The organism is Streptomyces sp. NPDC033178 (assembly GCF_055577685.1).
In genome coordinates this window covers 1-18,246 of the sequence record NZ_JBVIPT010000004.1, presented here as the reverse complement: position 1 = coordinate 18,246, position 18,246 = coordinate 1, and the positions used below count along the sequence as shown (strand labels likewise).

Sequence of the window (18,246 nt, the reverse complement as noted above, 5' to 3'; positions counted from 1 at the left end):
AGACGCCAAGGGGGCTTCCCACTAGGCCGGTGCCATGAGCAACGGCCTGGCCCGCTCGCGCAGCTCCACCACCCGCGGCTCGTCCCCGTACGGCTCCAGGCGGTGAAGGAGGTCCTTCACGTACTCGGTCGTGCGGGCCGACGAGATGCGCCCGGCGACCTCCACCGCCCGCACCCCCTGCTCGCACGCCGCATCGAGGTTGCCCGACTCGAGTTCGGCGACCGCCGACACCACCAGGCGCAGCCCGTGGGAGCGTACGAACTCCTCCGTCGGCTTCGACAGGGCCTGCTCCGTGAAGCGGCGGACCTGGCGCGGGGCCTTCAGATCGCGGTAGCACTCGGCCGCGTCGGCGGCGAAGCGGTCGTAGCCGTAGAAGCCGAGCCAGGACGGATCGTGGTCGCCGTCGCGGGCCCGCTCCAGCCAGCCCTCGGCGGCCTTCAGGGCGCCGCCGGCCGCCTGGGCGTCACCCGCGCGCGCGTGGGCCCGTGCCTCGACGAGGCGGAAGAAACTCATCGTGCGGGCGGTGGCCAGGCCCCGGTTGCGCTCCAGGGCGGCCTGAGCGAGGTCGACGCCCTCGTCGCCGAAGCCCCGGTAGGTCGCCTGGAGCGACATGGAGGCCAGTACGTAGCCCCCGAGGGGCACGTCGGCCGCGGCGCGGGCCAGGCGCAGGGCCTGGATGTAGTAGCGCTGGGCGGCCTCCTGCTGGCCCGTGTCGAACGCCATCCAGCCGGCCAGGCGGGTGAGTTCGGCGCTGGCCCCGAAGAGGGCCCGGCCGACCTCGTCCGAGTACGAGCCCAGCAGCAGCGGGGCCGCCTCGACTCGTAAGCACTCCGGCACCATGGACGAACGCCAGTCGCCGCCTCCGTACTTGGAGTCCCAGCGCCTGGCGTCCTCGGCGGCCTCCCGCAGCTTCTGTACGTCGCTGTGGCCGACTTTCAGCGGTGCTCCGGAGCCTTCCAGCGGGCCGGCGTCCCGGGCCACCGAGCTGTCGGCCGGGGTTATCAGCCACCGGGACGCGGGAGTTGCGTATGCGCTCACTGCGAATGATCCGGCGAGCGACTGCCAGATGCCGCCGGAGCCGGCCCGGCGTCCGGCGAGATCGAGACGGTAGAGGTCCGTGGCCGATCGCACGGCCTGTCCCACGTCACGAGGGAAGGCGAGCCCCACTTCCGGTGCGGGATCCGCGTCCGCCAGGCCGATCTCGTGGAGCGGCACCGGGCGGCCGAGCTTCTGGCCGATGGCGGCAGCGATGAGGTGCGGCGCGGCACCCTGCGGCACCATGCCTTTCGACACCCAGCGCGCCACCGACGTCTTGTCGTAGCGAAGAGTCAACCCGCGTTGAGCGCCAAGATCGTTGACGCGTCGGGCGAGTCCTGCGTTGCTGATTCCCGCGAGGGCGAGAACGGCGCCGAGTTTTTCGTTCGGCCCGCGTTGCTCCCTGGACATTGCGCCACCCCTCGACACAGACGGCTGCCGCGCGGGTGGTGGCCCAGCGGCATTCGTGCTGCGTCTTCCCGGGCGCCAACCCCTGGAACCCCACCCGCAAAAGCACGTGGCCGAGCCCTCAGGAATATGCCTCCCGCGAAAACACAGGCAAACACAGGGTAGTTCGCCGCATCCCAAGCGTTAAGGGGCATTGTTCCGGATGGCGGGATTGTGGCCCGTGGGCAAGCACAGAGCGTCGTCTCGTGCTCCCGCTGTGTGGCCGTGCGCCCGTCCGTGCGCTCTTCTCCGGCCATCGGGGGAGCGCTTCCATGGATCGTGCGTGGGTCGGCCCGCTGTACTGGATCCAGTGGGCTGGGGGACGCCGCCGCCTCCATCCCCGCGGGCGGCGGACCGGTCCGGGAGGCGGACTCCGCCTCCCGGACTGTGCGTTGCGCACAGCATGTACGGAGCGTGTGCACGCGTGTTCGCCCATCACCGATTTGGCTGAATATCGCCCCCGTCTTCCGAGGTCAAATACCCCTCCCACCATGGCACTTGAGGGCGCGTTAGGTGTTTTTGGGGAGCGTTTCGGGGGCGCATTCACGTCGTCGTCCTTGGGTAAATTCTGTGCGATCGCCGCTCGTCGCGCGTGCGTTCGCTTTTTCGCGGGCATCTCCCAGGGGCGCACTCCGGGGAGCACAAGCGGCCGCACCGGCCCTCCCGGGTGCATTCTTCGTGGCAGCATGGTGACCGGTTCGTACGGTGCACTGGTTGTCCACAGCCTGTGGAGGCGGCGATGCGGTGGTTGGTGGGATGGAGCAGTACCGCCGCTCGTGCGCCCGAGATCGGTTCGGCGGGAGCGACGGGCAGCGACGGCGAGACGGTGCACCCGGTGGGGTCCCAACTCCTGTGGGGCGACCCCGATCCGCTCTGGGCGGTCGGTGACTGGCGCCCCGACGAGGTGCGCGTGGTCAAGGCAGACGAGCAGAACCGCATGGCGGTGCTCGGCACCTGCGGAGCCTCCGACGAGGAACTGCGCGTGGGCCTGTTCGCCGCGCGCGGCGGGGCACTTCGGCATCTGACGGCCTGGTCCGGCAGTTACACGGCCGTCGTCCAGGTGGGCCGCCGCCTCATGGTCTGCGGCGATCTGGCGGGCGTCAGGCCGGTGTTCTACACCCCCTGGGCGGGAGGCACGGCGTACTCGACCGCGGCCCTCCCCCTCGCCGACCTCATCGAGGCCAACCTCGACTTCGGGCACCTGGCGGCCCTGCTCGCCGCTCCCGACGTACCGGCGGCGCTCCAGGACTCGACTCCGTACGAGGGTGTGCGGCGCATTCCGCCGGGGCATGCGCTGATCCTGCGCGCGGGGGCACGGGAGATCGCCGGGTACGAGCAGGTGGCCTCCCTCGCCGTCGCGGCCGCGACCACCGACCCCGACAGCGCGGTGAACGCCGTACGCGACGCCCTGGTCGAGGCCGTACGCGCACGACTCGCCGCCCCCAGGCACGTACCCGGGGCGGACATAGACCCGGGTCCTGTCCCCGGCATGGGCCCCGCCGAGCGGCGCGCCGCTCGCGGCATGCCCGTGCCCGGCATCGGAGCCGACCTCTCCGGAGGACCCGCCTCGGGCACGCTCGCCCTCCTCGCGGCCGGACTGCCCGGCGCGCCGGGCACCGTCCTCGGCCATGGCACGGGCGCCGGCGAACGCCTCCTCGCGGTCACGTTCAACGACCTGGCGGTGAAGGGCCGTGAGGCCGAGCTGGAGCGGGCGGGCACGCTGGCGGCCAATCCGCGCCTGCACCATGTGGTGGTGGCGGGCGGCGAAGAGGTCCTCCCCTACGCCGAGTTGGATGGCCCGCTGACGGACGAACCGGGTCCCTCCCTGGTGACGGCGGCCCGGCACCGCGCACGCCTGGCCTCGGGTAGCGCGGACCACTTCACGGGCTACGGAGCGCGGCAGGTCCTGGACGCACACCCAGCCCGCCTGGCCGACCTCCTCATGGACCGCAAACGACGTCATCTGGTGCGCCCGGTCGCGGCGTTGGCGAAGGCCGACGGTTCCGTCATGGTCCCCGCGCGCGTGTACGGCGCGGCACGCAAGCTGTCCCGTACGCCATATCTCGTCGGCATAGAGGGACTCGCCGACCGGCTGCTGCACAAGCGGTTCGAGGAGCCGGGAGGTGCCGTGGGGGCGTCGCTCGCCGCGCTCACGTGGGCCAGACCGGGGCCCGCCGCGCGCTGGCTCACCGGCGAGGCCCTCGCTGAAGTATCGGTTCGCCTGGCGGGTGCGACGACCCGGGGCGGCGTCGGTCCGGGCCAGCGGCCGGGCGATTTCCGCGCTCGCTCAGCTCTGGCACGCCACGCCTCGGACCTCCGGATCCTGGAACAGGCCGCGGAGGTCCGCTTCCAGCGGCTGCACGCCCCGTTCCTCGACAACCAGGTCGTACGTGCCTGTCGTGCCCTTCCCGAGGCGCTGCGGGTGCAGCCAGGGGCGCGGGCCGCGATCCTCCGTACGGTCCTGGAGGGCGCCGGCGTGGCGGATCTCCCGCCCGGCTGGGGTGCCCCGTCCCACGCGTCCTCCACGGCCGCGGCCCGTACGGGGCTCCGGGTCGCCGTGGACGACCTCGTCTCCCTCTTCGACACGCCTCTCCTCGCCCAGGCGGGCCTGGTCGAGGCCCGAGTCGTCCGCAAGGCCCTCCGGGCGGCGGCCGACGGCGAGGCCCTCCCCCTGGAAGGCCTCGCGGACCTCGTGTCCCTGGAGCTGTGGCTCCGCCGCCTGCTGGACCGCCGGGGGACCTGCTGGACGGGGACGCCTGCCCGTCAGAGGGCCGTCCCTGCGGGGATTCGGCCTCAGCGGGGGGCTTTGGGGGCGGGGGCGCGGAGGGGGTAGCGGGGTGGATTTCGCCCCCGCCGCCCCTACCCATTCCCGTCCCTTTCGGGGGCCAGCCCCCGAACCCCCGCTCCTCAAACGCCGGAGGGGCTGAATACTTCGCAGCCCGGGCCGACACCTTCAGCCCGTCCGGCGTTTGAGGACGAGGCCGTTCAGGCCGATCTCCCACCCACCCCCGTTCAACCCACCCACCTACGCCAGCCCTCACTCACCCAGCCCGTCCGGCGTTTGAGGACGAGCGCGTTCAGCGCGATGCGGGGTCTGGGGGCGGAGCCCCCGGTAAAGGACGGGAATGGGTAGGGGCAGGGGGGGGCGAAAAGGTCGGACCTGCCGGGGCGGACCGGTGACAATGGCCCCGTGCGGTACAGAATCCTGGGCGTCACCCAGGCAACGGACGCCCAGGGCAAGGACGTGCCCCTGGGCGGCCCCCGCCTCCGCGCACTCCTGACGGCCATGGCCCTGCGAGCAGGCCGAAGCACGTCTCCGGAGACCCTCATCGACGAGGTCTGGCCGGACAGCCCCCCACACGCCGCCCCCGCCGCACTACAGGCCCTCGTCGCCCGCCTCCGCCGAGCCCTCGGCAAGGACGCGATCACATCGGAGCCCGGCGGCTACCGCCTCGCCGCCACCCCCGAGGACGTGGATCTGTTCGTCTTCGAACGCCTGGTCCGCGAGGGCAGGGCGCGACTGGACGAAGCCCCGGAGACAGCGGCCCGCACCCTCCGCGAGGCACTCGCCCTGTGGCGCGGCCCGGCCCTGGCCGACCTCCCGGACCGTACGACGGCCGCGACCCGCCCGGAATCCCTCCGCCAGGAGGCGACACGCGCGCGCGTGGAGGCGGATCTGCGCAACGGCCACGCCCATGACGCCGTACCGGAGCTGAGGGAACTCACCGAGACCCACCCGTACGACGAACCCCTGCACGCCCTCCTCATCAGGGCCCTGCGCGACACCGGCCGCACGGCGGACGCCCTGGCCGCGTACGAGAGCGCCCGCCGTGCGCTGGCGGACGGTCTCGGCACCGACCCGGGCCCGGAACTCCGAGCCCTGCACGGGGAACTGCTGACACCTCGGCCGGCAGCCCCGGCCGCCGCTCCGAGCCCGACGCCGCCCCTGAACCCGTACACCCCCACCACCCCCACCAGAGCCGACCGCACCGGCAACATCCGCCCCCGCCTGAATTCCTTCGTGGGCCGGGAACCCGAACTCGACGCCATCCGTTCCGAATTGCACAGGGTCCGTCTCGTCACCCTCACGGGACCGGGCGGATCCGGCAAGACCCGTCTCGCCGAGGAAGCCGCCGCCGGGCATCCACAGGCATGGCTGGCCGAGCTCGCCCCGCTCGACCGTCCGGAGGCGGTGACCAGCGCGGTCGTCAGTGCCCTCGGTCTGCGCGAGACCGTGCTGATGACCCACGAGATGACAGTGCAGCAGGACGACCCGGTCGCCCTGCTCATCGAGTACTGCGCCCCGCGCAGCCAGCTTCTGATCCTTGACAACTGCGAACATGTGATCGGTGCCGCGGCCGAGCTCGCCGAGACCCTCCTGACCCACTGCCCGGGCCTCACGATCCTCGCCACCAGCCGCGAACCCCTGGGCGTGCCCGGCGAGTCCGTGCGCCCGGTCGAGCCCCTGCTCCCCGACCCGGCGCACCGCCTCTTCACGGAGCGCGCGGTCGCGGCGTACCCGGACGCCGACGCCAGCCACGACCCCGCCGCTGTCGACGAGATCTGCCGCCGCCTCGACGGCCTGCCCCTGGCCATCGAGCTGGCCGCCGCCCGGCTGCGCATGCTCACCCCGCGCCAGATCGCCGACCGCCTCGACGACCGCTTCCGCCTCCTCACCTCCGGAAGCCGCACGGCGCTGCCCCGTCAGCAGACCCTGCGCGCGGTCGTCGACTGGTCCTGGGACCTGCTCGACGAGCCCGAGCGGACGGTCCTGCGCGAGCTCTCCGTCTTCGCGGGCGGCTGGGACCTGGACGCCGCCGAGGCCGTGTGCACCGGACCCGTGGCCGAGATCGTCGGCGCGCTGGTCGACAAGTCCCTCGTCGTCGCGACACCCCGCAGCCGAGGGACCAGCGGCATGCGCTACCGCATGCTGGAGACGATCCACGAGTACGCGGCTGAGCGCGCCGCCGAGACCCCCGAGCTGCGTGCCATGGCCGAGCGCCGGCACCGTGCGTGGGTCTGCGCGCTGGTCGAGGAGGCCGATCCGCTCCTGCGGTCAGCTGACCAGCTCCGGTGGATCGGCCGCCTGGAGTCCGACCTGGACAACATCCGTGCGGCACTCCACCGGAGCCTCGTCGCCGCCGACGAGCCGGAGATGGGCTCCATAGTCCTCGCCATGGGCTGGTTCTGGTGGCTGCGCAACTTCCGCCGGGAGGGCGCGACCTGGACGGACCAGGCCCTGCGCCTGGGCACGGCCCTCGACCAACACTCTTCCGAGACCTCCGAGACCTCCGAGACCTCCGAGACCTCCGAGACCTCCGAGACCTCCGGCACCTCCGAGACCTCCGGCACCTCCGATGCCTCCGACATCTCCGAGCTCCGAGACCCCTCCCCGCGACGTATCCCGGAAGGGCTGCCCGACCTCGACTCCGTCGACCCCATGGAGGCCTACCTCGCCGACCCCGAGGGGGAGAAGGACCACCCCTCGCACCGGATCCGCATGAAACTACGCATGCTGGATCTCTTCCTTCGGGCGGAGCTCGGCCAGATCCCGCTGAACGACGAGCGGACGCAGGAGTACGCCAGGGGTGTGCGGGCCGCCATGGCGCGGGGCGGTCCGGACGCGGCGCGGTTCCCCGGCATCATCTGGCCGCTGATGGCGTTCGTTCTCGGCAACACAGAGGGCATCCGCCACCACATGGAGATGTCACTCGCCAACTGCCGGGAGCACGGCGGTGACTGGGAGATCGGTGCGGCCCTCCTGTTCTGTGTCCATGTGGCCGTGGACAGCCCAGGAGGCATGGAGGGCGTCGAGGAGACCCTCGCGGAGCTACGAGCCGTCGCCCGGCGCACGGGGGACCGCTGGATGCTCGCCCAGGTGAGCAGCGCGGGCGGCGAGGCGGCCATGGCCCGCAGCCGTTTCGACGAGGCGAAGACCGAGTTCGAGGAAGCCATGCGGCTCGCGGTCGAGGTGGGGGCGTATGTGGAGACGCCGTTCCTCATCGCCCGCCTCGGCGAGATCGCCTACTACGTGGGGGACCGGGCCGAGGCTCTGGCCGCACTCGACGAGGCGACGGCCGCGGCCGATCGCTACGCGGTGCCGGACTCAAGGGCGTTCGTCCTTCTCATGCGGTCGCAGATGGCCTTCGACGACCAGGACTTCGTACGGGCCCGCGAGCTGCACGAGGAGGCCCGCGCGGAGATGGGCCGCGGCACACCGCCGGCTCAGTTCCTCGCCGCGCTGAACGGCCTCGGCGCGCTGCTCACCGTGGTTGAGGCGAGCCCCGGACAGGGGCTGCGCAAACTGGCCGACACCCTGCGCGAGGCCACGTCCGCGCGGTGCTCGGAGGTGGTCCTCGCCACGCTGACCGAGCGGGCGGCGGGCGTCCTCAGCGACCTCGACGACCACGCGCGCGTGGTCCGGTTCCTCGCTGCCGGCTCCCAATGGCGCCAGGGCCACCCCCGCCCGTTGCCCTACAGTCAGGAGTTCGACCGCGTCGAGGCCGTCGCCCTGTCCCGTCTGGGCCGGCCGGCGTACGACACCGAGCGGCGCATCGGCGCGACCCTCACCCCGGACGACGTCCTGAAAGAGCTCGTCGCGGCATCGGTCACGGCCACCATGGCAGCCACGGCCGCCACCACGGACAGCGACTGCCGCTGACACCGGCACCGGTCACCGGCGCAGAAGGCCGGTCGCGTCGGCGGAGGCGCGGGACCTCACTGGCACCGGAACCGTGAATCCGCCCAGTCCGCCAACGCCACCGAGTCGAAGGGCGAATGCGGCTCGACGACCAGGCGGATCGTTTTCCTGCCGGTCAGATCCACATGCACGGGCACCGCGCCATGACCGCCCTGCACCAGCCCCGACTGCCACATCCGGGCCCCGTCCGCGAACACGGAGAACCGCACCTGACCGAGCCCCATCGTCATGTCGTCGACACCGACCACCGCGTCGTACGAGGAGCACGTGCGGTTGAGATCGATGGTGACCGAGGAGGCGCCGTGGACGGTGACACCGTTCGCGTACGACGTGTCGGCGATCGACATGCCGTACCGCTGCCAGACCCAGCTGCTCTCGCCGAGCCGCATCTCGGGCTCGGTGCCGTCGCCGGTGACGCCGTACTCCAGCTGGTTCCACTGGAAGACTGCCGGGGGAGCGGGCGGAGGGGGAGGCTTCGGGGCCGGTGGAGGGGTGGGCGTGGGTGTCGGCCTTGGTGGGGGAGTCGGTTTCGGAGTGGGACTGGGGGTGGGCGTCGGGGTGGGGCTCGGCGTAGGACGCGGCGAGGGCGCCACGATCGGCACCGGCCTATTCGGTGCGGGCTCCGCCTTCGGGGGCTTCGGTGAAGGCGACGGTACGAGCGGTTCGACGACGGGCGGGGACGGATCCGGCCTGGCCACGGGGTCCTTGGGCTTCACCTCGTCACCGGCCAGCGCGAGCGCCACCGCGGCGACGGCCGCCGCGACGACACCGGCCGCGATGCCCGCCTTCGCGGGCGCCCCGAGCCCCTCGGCGGCGGCCCCGCCACCGGCACCGGCCCCTCCGGAGCTGCCGCCCGCCGCCGACGCGGCCCCCGCGGCACCGGCCGCACCCGCGCCGGCCCCGCCCGCGATGAGGGCGACCGCCTTCGCGTACCCGGCGGCACCGAACCAACCGATGACGGCGATCGGTACGATCGCGGGAATCCCGCTGGCGACTTCCTTGATCTGACCGGCCGCAAGCCGGCACTTGGCGCACTCCTCAAGGTGCTTGCGCAGTCCGCGCTCGGCACGCGTGCGCAACCCGCCGCGGGCGTACGCGCCGAGCCGGTCGGCATAGCGCGCGCACTCCTCGTCGGAGGTGAGCGTGACGCTCACATGGGCCTGGAGATACGCTTGCTTGAGGCCTTCCCGGGCCCGACTGGCAAGGACGCGCGTGCCGTTGGCGTCCAGCCCGAAGAGCGTGGCGACCTCGCTCGGCGACTCGTCCTCGACCTCGGTGTGCCAGAGCACGGCCTGCCACCGCTCCGGCAGCGACCGGAACGCCTGCATGGCCATCGACTGCTCGGCCTCGTGCATCGCCCGTACGTCGGCGCCCAGGTCCAGAGTGTCGTCGTCCGACACCTCGGAGCCGCGTGCGGCCTGCGCCGCGAACACGGCGAAGTCGTCGACCAGGTGCTCGCGCCTCGCCGACTTGGTCCAGCTCGCCGCGACGCGTCGTACGGTCGTCAGCAGATAGGCGCGTACGGCGTGCTCGGGGCCGCGCCCGCCGCGTACGGCCTGGAGCATGCGGGCGAACACCTCGGCCGTGAGGTCGTCCGCGGTGTGGGCGTCCCGGCAGCAGGTGCGCGCGTACCGGCGGACGGCGTCCGCGTGGCGCCGGAACAGCTCCTCGTACGCGGTGTCGTCGCCCGAGCGCATCCGCTCGATCAGCTCGGCGTCGGCGGGCGGCAACTCGATCGGAGGCGGCAGCACGCCGCTGTCGTGCCACTCGCGCCGCTCCCGCTGCGGCGGAACGCCGACCTCCGGAACGCCGACCGCCGGTGTGGCGCTTCTGACCGGCACGTCCTCCGGGGATCCGGCAGGGGTGCCCTTCGGCCGGCCGCCCTGGCTCGGCACCTGCGGCGACGGCAGCCCACCGGCCTCCGCGCCACCCTCATCGGGTGACTCGTCCCGTCCGTCAACGCTCATCGCGGAAAGCCCCCGCCTGCACACTCGGACCCGAACACCGGGAAAGAGTGCCATACGGACCCACCGCTGTTACCCGGAGGAACGGACCAACCACTCGTCCGTGGAGACTTGCCGAACCACAGCACTACCGTTCACCCGAACGGGGAAGACTCAACCACCTTCCCTGTCAGGCAGGTTGACGAAAGCGCCCGTCAAGGGGTGCGGGGCCGGGACGTTGTGCGGCTCCGGCGCGTGGGCGCGACAAGCCCCCCACAGCCCCGCACCCGACAACGAACCCACACCCGCCCCGCCGAAGACACCCGCCCCCCGCCGGAGGCACCCGGCGCATCAAGCCGGCCGCGACCGAAGCCCCTCCAACAGGATGTCCAGCAACCGAGCTGACGCAGCCGCCTGCTGGGCCGCGTCCGGCAACGACGGCGCCGCCGTGGCGATCACCAACAGCACGTCCGCCACCGTGACGTCCGCACGCAGCTCGCCCGCCGCACGCGCCCGGTCCACGAGCCGCCCCACGACCTCCAGCAGCTGCGCCGCCCCGGCGTCGTCCTCGATCGACACGACCTCGACGGACTCCTGCAGGGGAGCCGGCCGCTGCTCCACGAGCCGCAGTTCGGGCGAGAGTGGCTGGGACCGCTGCTGCGGCACCCGCGTCTCGTCGAGGACCGTGCCCTCGGCTCCCTCGTCACCGACGCCCACCCGCAGGATCTGCGGAGGCAGCAGCCGCCCGGCACCCGAGGCCACCGACGTCCGCAGGAAGCGCGAGAGCGCCGACCACGGCTCGTCCTCCTGGCCCAGCGCGGAGCGCGCCTGGTCGGTCAGCCGGGAGGTCTCCTCCTCGGCTATCCGCCGGACCAGGACGTCCTTGCTCGGGAAGCGCCGGTACACCGTGCCGACACCGACGCGTGCGCGCCGCGCCACGTCCTCCATCGGTGCTCCGTACCCCAGCTCGCCGAAGACCTCACGCGCCGCGCGAAGTACGTGCTCCAGATTGCGCTGTGCGTCCACGCGCAGTGGCGTCGTGCGCGACGGGTCTCCCACGCCGCGTCCGTTCGTTGCCGCCGCACTGATCGCGCCGCCCGCTCCGATGGCAGACGCGGAAGACCATTGAGAGTCCTGAATGTGCATATGTGTTCCCCCGGTAATGACGTCTCCCCCCGGAGACTCTCCCCGCCATTGACAGCCGGAGCGAGCGGAACAGCCTTCGCCGCGCGGTCTTGCCGCACGGACCCGTCGAGCGCATCCCCCTACACCCCGATGACACACGAACATAGTTGAGTGGGGGTCAATTCAGAAGGGGCAGGTTCCGCACGGAGCGCCCCCCGATCGGACTACGGGCCGCTTACGTCCCGGTTGCGCCCCCTACTTCCACCCCGCTCACACCCGCTGACCTGCGAAGCTTCCCCGCACTCCGGCAAATCGGCCAACCATGCGCGTCTCAGGCGCCCGGTCACACAAATTGACGGGCCTGTGGACAAACTCCCGTAGCCGGTGCGTCATGGGTGAGTGAAGGAACGTGCGCGCATTCTCGTTGTCGGCGGCGGCTACGTCGGGATGTACACCGCTCTCGGGCTTCAGCGGAAGCTGAAACCCGAGCTCAGTCGGGGCGACGTGGAAATCGTCGTGGTGACGCCCGACCCGTACATGACCTATCAGCCGTTCCTGCCCGAGGCCGCCGCGGGCTCGATCTCACCGCGCCATGTCGTCGTGCCGCTGCGCCGCGTCCTCGACCAGTGCCGGGTCGTCATCGGCGAGGCCGCGTCCATCGACCACGCCAAGCGCACCGCGACCCTCACCACCCTCGCCACCGAGGAGGAGGGCACGGGCCCCGAGCAGATCACGTACGACGAACTCGTGCTGGCCCCCGGCTCCGTCTCCCGGACCCTCCCGATCCCCGGGCTCGCCGAGTACGCCATCGGCTTCAAGACCGTCGAAGAGGCCATCGGGCTGCGCAACCACGTCATCGAACAGATGGACATCGCCTCCTCCACCCGCGACCCCGCGATCCGCGACGCCGCCCTGACCTTCGTCTTCGTGGGCGGCGGCTACGCCGGAGTGGAGGCACTCGGCGAACTGGAGGACATGGCCCGCTACGCAGCGCGCTACTACCACAACGTCCAGCCCGACGACATGAAGTGGATCCTCGTCGAGGCCTCGAACCGAATCCTCCCCGAGGTCGGCGAGGACATGGGCAAGTACACGGTCACCCAGCTGCGCCGTCGCAACATCGACGTACGCCTGGAGACCCGCCTCGACTCCTGCGCGGACCGCGTCGCCGTCCTCAGCGACGGGGCGCGCTTCCCGACCCGTACGGTCGTGTGGACCGCCGGCGTGAAACCGCACCCCGTCCTCGCGGCCACCGACCTCCCGCTGAACGAACGCGGCCGTCTGAAGTGCACCGCCCAGCTGACCGTGGACGGCACCACGCACGCGTGGGCCGCGGGAGACGCCGCGGCTGTCCCCGACGTCACCGCCGCCGAACCCGGCACGGAGACCGCCCCCAACGCCCAGCACGCCGTGCGCCAGGCAAAGGTGCTCGCCGGCAACATCGCCCGCTCCCTGCGCGGCGAGCCCCTGGAGACGTACGCGCACAAGTACGTCGGCTCGGTCGCCTCCCTGGGACTGCACAAGGGCGTCGCGTTCGTCTACGGACGCAAGCTGAAGGGCTACCCTGCCTGGTTCATGCACCGCGTCTACCACCTGAGCAGGGTGCCCACGTTCAACCGCAAGGCCCGCGTGCTCGCGGAATGGATCCTGTCGGGGCTCTTCAAGAGGGAGATCGTCTCACTCGGTTCGCTCGAACATCCCCGTGCGGAGTTCGAACTCGCGGCCGGTGGAAAGCCTCCTCAGAACCCGAAGGGGTCGTCCTGACCGGACCCAGGAACTCCACCGGCCGCGCCCGCGTCTGACGGATGTCGGTCCGGTCGGACACACTGGTCCACACCATGGGCGGGCCGACCGCTTGCCCTTCAAACCCACGAGGCCTGTCCCACTGTGAACTTCACGCGCTGGAGCGCCCGGCTCCCCGGAACGCAGCGCCGCGCGGCAGCGCGGACCGAGGATTCGCCGACGGCGCTCCCTTCGGAGGGCTCCGTGCCCGCGGCACGCGCCGAGCGGCTGTCCGACGCCGCGCTCCTGCCCGTCGTCGACGAGCTGCCGGTCCGCGAGGTCCTCGACCGCATCCCGGCCCTCGTCGCCCTGGTCCAGGGCCCGGACCACCGCCTCGCGTATGTGAACGACGCCTATGTGGCGGCCTTCGGCGTCCGCCCGGCCGGCGAGCCCGCGCGCGTCGCGCTGCCCGAGCTGGCCGAGATCGGCCTGCTGCCGCTCCTCGACCAGGTCCTGCGCAGCTCCAAGCCCCGTACGGTCAAGTCCCGCAAGGCCCCGGGCGGCCGCTCGTACACGTTCACGTGCACACCGGTCGAGGTCTCGGCCACCCCCGAAGGGGGTGGCGTACTGATCTTCGCCGCCGACGTGACCGACCACGCCGAGGCCGCCGAGCGGCTGCGCGCCAGCGAGCGCCGGCAGCGCGAGACCGCCGTCACCCTCCAGCGCTCCCTGCTGCCCCAGGAGCTCGAAGAGCCCGACGACCTGCGCGTCGCCGCCACCTACCACCCCGGCGGCACGGAGGCCGCGGTCGGTGGCGACTGGTACGACGTGATCACCCTCGGCGGCGGCCGCACCGCCCTGGTCATCGGCGACGTCATGGGCCGCGGCGTCCGCGCGGCGGCCGTCATGGGCCAGCTCCGCACGGCCGTCCGGGCGTACGCCCGCCTCGACCTGCCCCCGCACGAGGTCCTCCAGCTCCTGGACGGCCTCGCCATGGAGATCGACGCCAACCAGATCGCCACCTGCGCGTACGCGGTCCACGACCCGAACGAGGGCCGGCTGGTGTACGCCTCCGCCGGCCACCTCCCGATCCTCGTCCGCGACGAGAGCGGCACGGTCCTGCGAGCCGACGAACCCACCGGCCCCCCGCTCGGCACGGGCGGCTGGATGCACGCCTCAGGCTCGATCCCCCTCGGCCCCGGCTCCACCGCCGTGCTCTACACCGACGGCCTGGTCGAGCGTCGCGACGCGGACCTGGACGAGGGCATCGCCTCCCTGGAGCGCGCCCTCGCCGGCGCCACGGGCACCCCCCAGGTGGTCTGCGACCGCCTGGTCCGCTCGGCGGGCGTGACCGCCGACCACGACGACGACGTGGCCGTCCTGGTCCTCCAGCACCCCGCCCGTACGGGACCGGACAGCGAGCTCTTCCGCAACGCCGCCCTGGAACTGCTCGGCGGAGTCGAAGCGGCCCCACGCGCGCGTGCCTTCGCCTCCGGCGTCCTCACCAGCTGGCGCTTCCCGACCGACCTGCACGACCTCGGAGTACTGGCCGCGAGCGAGCTCGTCGCCAACTCCCTCCAGCACGGCACCCCGCCGATGCGCCTCAGACTCCGCCGCACCGACCGGCGCCTCATCGTCGAGGTCACCGACGGCGACGACCACCTCCCGCGCCGCCGCCGCGCCGAGCCGGCCGACGAGTCCGGCAGGGGCATCGCGATCGTCGCCACCATCGCCTCGAACTGGGGCTCCCGCCGCACCCCGGGCGGCGGCAAGGCGGTGTGGTGCGAGTTCGCACTTCCCCGCACCACCTGACCCGGAAGCCGCGCACCATCTGACCCACGGGCCGCGCACCATCCGACCCACAGGCCGCGCGCCATCTGGTCGGAGCCGCCCAGCGGTGCTAGTAGCTCACCCATGGCTAGCTCACCCCAGGCAGACGAAACGGGCTTTCAGCTCAAAGGCAGCGCTCCCGAGCGCTACGAGGAGTACAGCGCACCGATCATGGCGCCGTTCGTCGAGGCGCTGCTCGACGCCGTGGACCTGTGTCCGGGCCACCAGGTCCTCGACGTGGCCTCCGGCACCGGCTTCGTGGCCCGCGCGGCAGCGGCCCGGGTCGGCCCCACGGGTCATGTCGCGGCCGCCGACTTCAACGAGGCCATGCTCAAGGTGGCCGCCGCCAAGGCACCCCGCATGTACCCGGACATCGAGTTCACCGTGGCACCCGCCGACCGCCTCCCCCACCCGGACGACACGTTCGACGCCGTCCTCTGCCAGCAGGGCGTCCAGTTCTTCCCCGACCTCGGCGCGGCCCTCGTCGAGGCGTCCAGGGTCCTGCGCGTCGGCGGCCGTTTCGCCGCCACCGCCTGGGCCGCCCGGGACCGCTCCCCGTACTTCGCGGCCCACCACCGTGCCATCACCGAGTACGGAGGCCCGGAGGCTGAGGCGCACTTCGCGATGGCCTTCTCCTGCCCCGCCGAACGCCTGACGGCCGCCCTCACCGCCGCGGGCTTCCACGACGTGGTCAGCCATGAGGTCACCTTCGGCATCACCCTGCCCCAGCTCGCCGCCTTCGCCCGCGGCCACCTCTCGGCCGTCCCCTGGGGCCAGGCCATCGAGGACGCCGGCGGCCCGGAAGCCCTCACGCAGGCTGCCGAGGCGGTGGCCGCGACCCTCACCGACCACACGAACCCCGACGGCACGGCAACGCTCCCGTTCACGTCCACCCTGGTGACAGCCATCCACTGAGCACCGCCACACAGAACACAGAACGGCCGCCACCACACCCGTGGTGACGGCCGTCCTCAGTTCCTCAGGCCTCGTACGCCCGTCAGGCAGCGGTCTGCACGGACTCGGCCGAAGCCCCGCCCCGCGCGACAACCCGGCTCTTCGCCAGCGACGGCTGATTCTGCAGGGGAGTGAGCTGCTTCCCCAGCCGCACCGCCAGGAACGTGATCCCCAGCGAGAACAGCAGGAACGTCACGACGTACGGAGCATGCAGCGAGGCCCCCATGGGCCCGCCCACCGCGGGCCCGACCGCGAGCGCCAGCTGCTTCACCAGGGCGAAGGCGGAGTTGTACTGCCCCGCCATTCCGCTCGGCGCCAGATCCGCGACCAGCGGTGCCACGGTCGGCGACAGCATCGCCTCCCCGAGCCCGAACAGCGCGTACGTCGACACGAACGCGGCCGTCGCCATGGTCTGGCTGCCGTGCCCGAGCCCCGCGTACCCGGCGACGACCCAGGCGAAGGCCCAGATCAGGCCGACCGCGGCGATCACCCGGGACCGCTTCCGCCGCTCGACGAACCGCAGCACGGCGAACTGGGCGACCACGATCATCGCCGTGTTCGCGGCGAGCGCGGTCCCGAGCGCGGACGTGGAGATCCCCGCCGCCTCGACGCCGTACGCGCTCAGCCCCGACTCGAACTGCCCGTAGCAAGCGAAGAACAGCACGAAGCCGACCACACACAGCTGCACCATGGCCCGGTTGCCGAGCAACTGCTTCCAGCTGCCCCTGGCCCCTCCCGGAGCCGCCTCGACCTTGGCCGTACGCGGCATCCGTACCGTCACCATGACCACGACGAGCAGCAGGAACATCGCCGCCTCGATCGAGAACAGCAGCGTGAACGAGCTCGCCCGCGAGGCATCGACGAGATGACCGCCGATGAGCCCGCCGACCCCGAGCCCGAGGTTCTGCAGGAAGAACTGCGTGGCGAAGGCGCGCGACCGCGTCTCGGCCGACGAGAAGTCCACGATCATCGTCGCGAGCGCCGGCTGCATCACGGCCTGACCGGCACCGAGCGCGGCCGCGGACAGCAGCACGGTTGTCGAGCTGCTCGCGAGCCCGAGGCTCAGCGCTCCGACGGCGGCGGTGAGCAGGGCGGCGAGCAGCACCGGCAGCGGGCCCCGGCGGACGATGGCCCGCCCGGCGAACGGCAGCACCACGAGCGCGGCCACGGCGAAGACGGCGAGCACGAGACCCGCCGTCATCGCACCAAGATCCCGTACCTGCGCCACATAGACGTACAGATACGGGACGGTAAAGCCAAGCCCGAACGCGCTGAGTGCGTTGCCCACATGGATCCGGCGCATCTCAGCGCCCATCGCCCTGGTCACTTTCACCTGCCTTGGTAGGAGAAGTCTTACGTCTACCTCAGGAGTTAGAGGTGAAGACTTCGAAGCTAAAGTTAGGATCTAAACAGTACATCTCGAAGGACTTCAACGCCAAGCGAGCGCGTGCCATACTGCGGCCATGGGTGACACCCCCCGCGTCAGCGAGCCGACGATCGAAGAGCAGATCGCCGCCTACCAGCGCGAATTCCAGGACCTCGACCCCCAGGTCGAGAAGATCGTCTCGGCGCTAGGCCGCCTGAACCGCCGTATGAACGTGGCCTACGGCCGCCAGACCGCCACCCTCGGCATGAGCAACGCCGAGTGGGAGGTCCTCAAGGCCCTCGTCCTCTCCGGCGCCCCCTACCGAATGGGCCCGAGCGACCTCGCCAAGCGCCTCGGCCTCACCCCGGCCGCCATGACCCACCGCATCGACCGCATGGTCGCGGAGGGCCTGGTCACCCGGGAACGCGACGAGTCCAACCGTGTACGGGTCATCGTCGAGCTCACCGAAGAGGGGCGCTCCAAGTGGCTGGCGGCCATGCGCCTTGCCTCCGTCTTCGAGGAGGACCTGCTCCAGGACCTCTCCGCGGACGAGCGCGGCGTCCTGGGTGAGGTACTGACCCGGCTGCTTCGCCGCGTGGAGCACGCCCAGCCGGACGCCGGCGGCAGGCTCACCGACCTTGACTGAGGCCCGAGTTGGGGCTCGGCCCCGGCTCGGACTTCCTGCCCGCCGCTGGTTTGCCGGATGGCCGCCCGGGGGAGACTTGACACTCCCCTCGCCGGTCCGTAAGGTTCTTCGAGTTGCCACGGGGCCGTAACGGTTCTGCGACAGCACCTCCGCCGCAGAAGCGGCACACCAAACCATCAACACGATCTCCCCAACGGGACGAATTCGGCGTGCCCGAATTCAATTCGATTTGGGGTCGGCAGCCCGATTAGGAACTGCCGAGAGGATCCGCTAACGTTTGGGACGTCGGAACGGCCCAACAGCCGCAAAGACAAACCCTGTTGACAGGGAGTCAGGCCCGAAAGGATCTGCTAGAGTCAACATCGCCGGAAGGCCGAAAGGCCGGAAAGCACCGAGGAAATCGGATCGGAAAACGGTCTGATAGAGTCGGAAACGCAAGACCGAAGGGAAGCGCCCGGAGGAAAGCCCGAGAGGGTGA

At 71.7% G+C, this 18,246-nt stretch carries 10 protein-coding genes; 6 read left to right on the top strand and 4 right to left on the bottom strand.

The window, feature by feature from the left end; translation table 11 throughout:
- Positions 1-21 precede the first annotated feature (21 nt).
- Positions 22-1,446, bottom strand: coding sequence for a hypothetical protein (locus ACZ5VQ_RS10695; RefSeq protein WP_055612798.1), 1,425 nt, complete (start codon positions 1,444-1,446; stop codon positions 22-24).
- Between the two features lie 775 nt (positions 1,447-2,221).
- Here ACZ5VQ_RS10695 and ACZ5VQ_RS10690 point away from each other — a divergent pair.
- Both ACZ5VQ_RS10690 and ACZ5VQ_RS10685 read left to right on the top strand, forming a co-directional pair.
- Positions 2,222-4,315 (top strand): asparagine synthase-related protein, encoded by a 2,094-nt coding sequence (locus ACZ5VQ_RS10690; protein WP_469104609.1) that lies wholly within the window; start codon positions 2,222-2,224, stop codon positions 4,313-4,315.
- Positions 4,316-4,672: 357 nt separating this feature from the next.
- The gene (locus ACZ5VQ_RS10685; RefSeq protein WP_469104608.1) at positions 4,673-8,143 is read left to right on the top strand and encodes a BTAD domain-containing putative transcriptional regulator; all 3,471 of its coding nucleotides are present in this window, start codon (positions 4,673-4,675) and stop codon (positions 8,141-8,143) included.
- Positions 8,144-8,199: 56 nt separating this feature from the next.
- Here ACZ5VQ_RS10685 and ACZ5VQ_RS10680 read toward each other — a convergent pair whose 3' ends face one another.
- Positions 8,200-10,149 (bottom strand): sigma-70 family RNA polymerase sigma factor, encoded by a 1,950-nt coding sequence (locus tag ACZ5VQ_RS10680; RefSeq protein ID WP_469104607.1) that lies wholly within the window; start codon positions 10,147-10,149, stop codon positions 8,200-8,202.
- A 327-nt stretch (positions 10,150-10,476) separates the two neighbouring features.
- On the bottom strand, positions 10,477-11,271 hold the full coding sequence (locus ACZ5VQ_RS10675) for a TetR/AcrR family transcriptional regulator (protein ID WP_469104606.1): 795 nt from the start codon (positions 11,269-11,271) through the stop codon (positions 10,477-10,479).
- Positions 11,272-11,649: 378 nt separating this feature from the next.
- Here ACZ5VQ_RS10675 and ACZ5VQ_RS10670 point away from each other — a divergent pair, with 378 nt between their 5' ends.
- The 3 genes from ACZ5VQ_RS10670 to ACZ5VQ_RS10660 all read left to right on the top strand — a co-directional run bounded on the left by ACZ5VQ_RS10670 (position 11,650) and on the right by ACZ5VQ_RS10660 (position 15,717).
- A complete protein-coding gene (locus ACZ5VQ_RS10670) occupies positions 11,650-13,014 on the top strand; it encodes an NAD(P)/FAD-dependent oxidoreductase (RefSeq protein ID WP_469104605.1) in 1,365 nt (454 codons plus the stop codon).
- Positions 13,015-13,137: 123 nt separating this feature from the next.
- A complete protein-coding gene (locus tag ACZ5VQ_RS10665) occupies positions 13,138-14,784 on the top strand; it encodes an ATP-binding SpoIIE family protein phosphatase (protein WP_307522848.1) in 1,647 nt (548 codons plus the stop codon).
- Positions 14,785-14,886: 102 nt separating this feature from the next.
- Entirely contained in the window at positions 14,887-15,717 is an 831-nt protein-coding gene (locus ACZ5VQ_RS10660) for a class I SAM-dependent methyltransferase (RefSeq protein ID WP_469104604.1), read from the top strand.
- Between the two features lie 82 nt (positions 15,718-15,799).
- Here ACZ5VQ_RS10660 and ACZ5VQ_RS10655 read toward each other — a convergent pair whose 3' ends face one another.
- On the bottom strand, positions 15,800-17,071 hold the full coding sequence (locus ACZ5VQ_RS10655) for an MFS transporter (RefSeq protein WP_362088348.1): 1,272 nt from the start codon (positions 17,069-17,071) through the stop codon (positions 15,800-15,802).
- A gap of 148 nt (positions 17,072-17,219) precedes the next feature.
- On the opposite strand from ACZ5VQ_RS10655, the gene ACZ5VQ_RS10650 reads away from it, so the two are divergent.
- Positions 17,220-17,768: a MarR family winged helix-turn-helix transcriptional regulator gene (locus ACZ5VQ_RS10650; RefSeq protein ID WP_469104603.1), complete on the top strand. Its 549-nt coding sequence runs from the start codon at positions 17,220-17,222 to the stop codon at positions 17,766-17,768.
- Positions 17,769-18,246: the final 478 nt, after the last annotated feature.

What these genes read in the sequence shown, in the direction of transcription:
- ACZ5VQ_RS10695 (WP_055612798.1), bottom strand. Translation starts at nt 1,446, where the DNA reads ATGTCCAGGGAGCAACGCGGGCCGAACGAAAAACTCGGCGCCGTTCTC.
- ACZ5VQ_RS10690 (WP_469104609.1), top strand. Translation starts at nt 2,222, where the DNA reads ATGCGGTGGTTGGTGGGATGGAGCAGTACCGCCGCTCGTGCGCCCGAG.
- ACZ5VQ_RS10680 (WP_469104607.1), bottom strand. Translation starts at nt 10,149, where the DNA reads ATGAGCGTTGACGGACGGGACGAGTCACCCGATGAGGGTGGCGCGGAG.
- ACZ5VQ_RS10675 (WP_469104606.1), bottom strand. Translation starts at nt 11,271, where the DNA reads ATGCACATTCAGGACTCTCAATGGTCTTCCGCGTCTGCCATCGGAGCG.
- ACZ5VQ_RS10660 (WP_469104604.1), top strand. Translation starts at nt 14,887, where the DNA reads ATGGCTAGCTCACCCCAGGCAGACGAAACGGGCTTTCAGCTCAAAGGC.
- ACZ5VQ_RS10655 (WP_362088348.1), bottom strand. Translation starts at nt 17,071, where the DNA reads ATGGGCGCTGAGATGCGCCGGATCCATGTGGGCAACGCACTCAGCGCG.
- ACZ5VQ_RS10650 (WP_469104603.1), top strand. Translation starts at nt 17,220, where the DNA reads ATGGGTGACACCCCCCGCGTCAGCGAGCCGACGATCGAAGAGCAGATC.